A 2540-nucleotide genomic window follows, 5' to 3' on the forward strand; every position below is an offset into this window, starting at 1 on the left:
AAGTAACGTACATATCGTCGGCCAAGCGCCTGCATCAAGTACGAGACTCCGTCACCAGTCGCCGGCGTAACGAGCAGGTGTACGTGGTTTGTCATGAAGACCCACGCATGTATCGCCACGTCGAATTGCCTGGCGTACTCTTCCAGCCAATGCGCATATGCGGCAAAGTCCTCGTCTGAGCCGAAACAAGCCTGGCGGTTGTTTCCGCGCTGAATGACGTGTTGCGGAATGCCTGGGAGGCGTATTCTGGGTAAGCGAGCCATAGATCGTCCTTGATCGTCAGCGATGTGGAGAGCGGTAGTATACATGAACCTACGTATACGATATTGGGTTTTTCATCTGACCCCAAATATGGTAAAAAAATAGGCCGCGCCTTCCATGTTGGCACGTCGGGATCGGGACATCCTTGTTTGTCCATTTGTTGATTTTATTGCATCCGCGTGGGCACAAAATGCGTGCCCACCCTACCTGGCTTTCTCCATCGCGTCGCGTAATCTGTATCACCCAGTGGCAGCGTCCAAGAGTTTTTCATCTGACCCCAAATATCATACGTTCCGACATGGCCCAGCCAACGACCGCTCTGGAATACAGGTCGATCAGCACGGCCAAGTAGAGCCAGCCCTCGTCGGTTCTGACGTAGGTGATATCGCCGACATAGGCCTTGTCGGGCACAGTCACCTGGAACTCGCGATTCAAGCGATTTGGCGCCACCGGCAGACCATGATTGGAATTGGTGGTCGCCTTGAATTTTCGCTTGGTCTTGACCGTCAGTCCCTGACGCCTCATCAGGCGGCGAACACGAGGCCGACTTAGCGATTCCCCTTGATCCGCCAGTTCTTCCCTTATGCGGCGTGCTCCGTACGTCTGACGGCTCTTCTGGTGAATCTCCGCCACCTTGGAGCCCAGGCGCTTATCCTCTCGACTGCGGTTGCTCTCCGGCCGCGTCAGCCAGTCATAGAAGGCGCTCCTCGAGACCTCCAGAATCCGGCACATCCGCTCTACAGAGAACAGCCCGCGCTGCTTCTTGATGAAGGCGTACTTCACGAGCTTTCCTTCGCAAAGTACGCTGCCGCCTTTTTTAGGATGTCGCGCTCCTCCGTCAAGCGCTTGTTTTCCTTGCGTAATCGCTTTAACTCATCATACAGATGTTCTTCTTCAACGCACCCCGCCTTCTGCTTTTGAGGGCGGTGGTACTTGCTGATCCAGGTATGCAGGGTGTTGGCGTTGACACCCAACTCCTCTGCAATCTTGGTCACTGGTTGATCACTCTCCACAGCAAGTTTGACCGCGGACTCCCTGAATTCAGCTGTATACTGGGTCTGTTTTTTCTGGTTACTCATCTCGTTACACACTCTCTGATTGGCCCTCAACATTACTTGAGGTTGTGTGTCCGGGATAGTCTAACCACATCAATATGGATCGGTACTCTGATCGTATTTGGGCTTTTCTCGTACCATTCCAGAAACGGCTTCTTTAGGTGGCATCCCATTTCCGCCGCATTTAGGATCGTTATAGTCGTACCATTCACCATCAACCATACATTTGGCGCTATGGGCCAGCGGTGAGGATAAAAGCAGTGCAAAGATTAAGATGATGTTACGCTTCATTTTTAGTCGCCCTATTATTCTCTCTCGGAACTTGGTAACTGGTGGCACTGGACCTTATGCCACCAGTTTATCTTCGCCGGGTGGGCCATCAAATAGTGTGAGTACCGGGACATCGATTAGGGTGGCTACGCTCAGCAGCCCGGTCAATAGAGTACCCATCTAATTTATTCAATCTCTCCTTGTCCGTAACTGTATCTTGAACCAAATGATCCACTGACAGGCTCTTTTTTTGTTAGTTTATAAATACTATTGACAAGGGAGTTACTGCTATACCCAAGTGGTCCATTCATCTCTTCATCAGAGAAAAAAACTATTTTAGCAATCCTTCTAAATACATCGGGATACTGTTCATAAATCATATGAACTTTTTCTATTCTTGAGCACTTAGTACCTCTGATTCTTTTAGGAATACTATGCGTTATCTTTTTAGACAAGCGCGGTTCAAGTCTCGCAAAGTGACGTAATATCTCGCCTACAATTCCGTCATCATCTTTTAGGTTATCCATAATTAGTACCTTTTTAGTGAATTGATCGATTACTCGCAGGGATATTCCTTATTTCTTGTCCAGCAGGGCCAATAAGACCTTCATACATGTCCGGAACTACAAATACTAAAACCGGCAATATTCCATTATCTATCTCCTGAGTTACTGCTACGGTTTTAATACCGGCATAAGTACATGGAACAAGAGTCATGGATGAATCCAGAAGCTCTTGCAAAAGTTCGGCAGCACCTTCTAAATGTTTACGCTGTGTTTTGTCCATAAAACTCTCCTTTTAAGGGTATTTATAAGCTACTGTTTAGCTGCTGAATTAAAGGTTACCGGTATTTTTCTTATATCCAGTTGACGGTCTATTTTTCTTACTCAACTGTTGAACAGTTAATACCATTTTATAAATGAATATCATGATTGATATCGTCATTTGTAATCT

Annotated in this window: 6 protein-coding genes; all 6 read right to left on the reverse strand. The window is 47.6% G+C overall.

Features of this window, described 5'->3' with window-relative positions:
- Window positions 1-263 (reverse strand): transposase (locus tag NPX02_RS20895; RefSeq protein WP_260295997.1); only part of this gene is annotated, 263 nt, incomplete at its 3' end.
- A gap of 265 nt (window positions 264-528) precedes the next feature.
- Window positions 529-1044 carry an IS3 family transposase gene (locus NPX02_RS20900; protein WP_260295998.1) on the reverse strand — a complete coding sequence of 172 codons (516 nt, stop codon included), beginning with the start codon at window positions 1042-1044 and terminating at the stop codon, window positions 529-531.
- Window positions 1041-1340, reverse strand: a complete 300-nt coding sequence (locus tag NPX02_RS20905) for a transposase (RefSeq protein ID WP_260295999.1) — start codon at window positions 1338-1340, stop codon at window positions 1041-1043. Before NPX02_RS20905 ends, NPX02_RS20900 begins: the two co-directional genes overlap by 4 nt.
- A gap of 69 nt (window positions 1341-1409) precedes the next feature.
- A complete protein-coding gene (locus NPX02_RS20910; protein WP_260296000.1) occupies window positions 1410-1607 on the reverse strand; it encodes a hypothetical protein in 198 nt (65 codons plus the stop codon).
- 164 nt (window positions 1608-1771) lie between these two features.
- On the reverse strand, window positions 1772-2113 hold the full coding sequence (locus NPX02_RS20915) for a hypothetical protein (RefSeq protein ID WP_260296001.1): 342 nt from the start codon (window positions 2111-2113) through the stop codon (window positions 1772-1774).
- A gap of 13 nt (window positions 2114-2126) precedes the next feature.
- Window positions 2127-2372, reverse strand: coding sequence for a hypothetical protein (locus NPX02_RS20920; protein WP_260296002.1), 246 nt, complete (start codon window positions 2370-2372; stop codon window positions 2127-2129).
- Window positions 2373-2540 lie beyond the last annotated feature (168 nt).

Source organism: Sedimenticola hydrogenitrophicus (assembly GCF_025175675.1).
Lineage (GTDB): Bacteria > Pseudomonadota > Gammaproteobacteria > Chromatiales > Chromatiaceae > Sedimenticola > Sedimenticola hydrogenitrophicus.

Coding starts and splice junctions, on each gene's coding strand:
- NPX02_RS20905 (WP_260295999.1), bottom strand. CDS start 1,340: ATGAGTAACCAGAAAAAACAGACCCAGTATACAGCTGAATTCAGGGAG.
- NPX02_RS20915 (WP_260296001.1), bottom strand. CDS start 2,113: ATGGATAACCTAAAAGATGATGACGGAATTGTAGGCGAGATATTACGT.
- NPX02_RS20920 (WP_260296002.1), bottom strand. CDS start 2,372: ATGGACAAAACACAGCGTAAACATTTAGAAGGTGCTGCCGAACTTTTG.
- NPX02_RS20910 (WP_260296000.1), bottom strand. CDS start 1,607: ATGAAGCGTAACATCATCTTAATCTTTGCACTGCTTTTATCCTCACCG.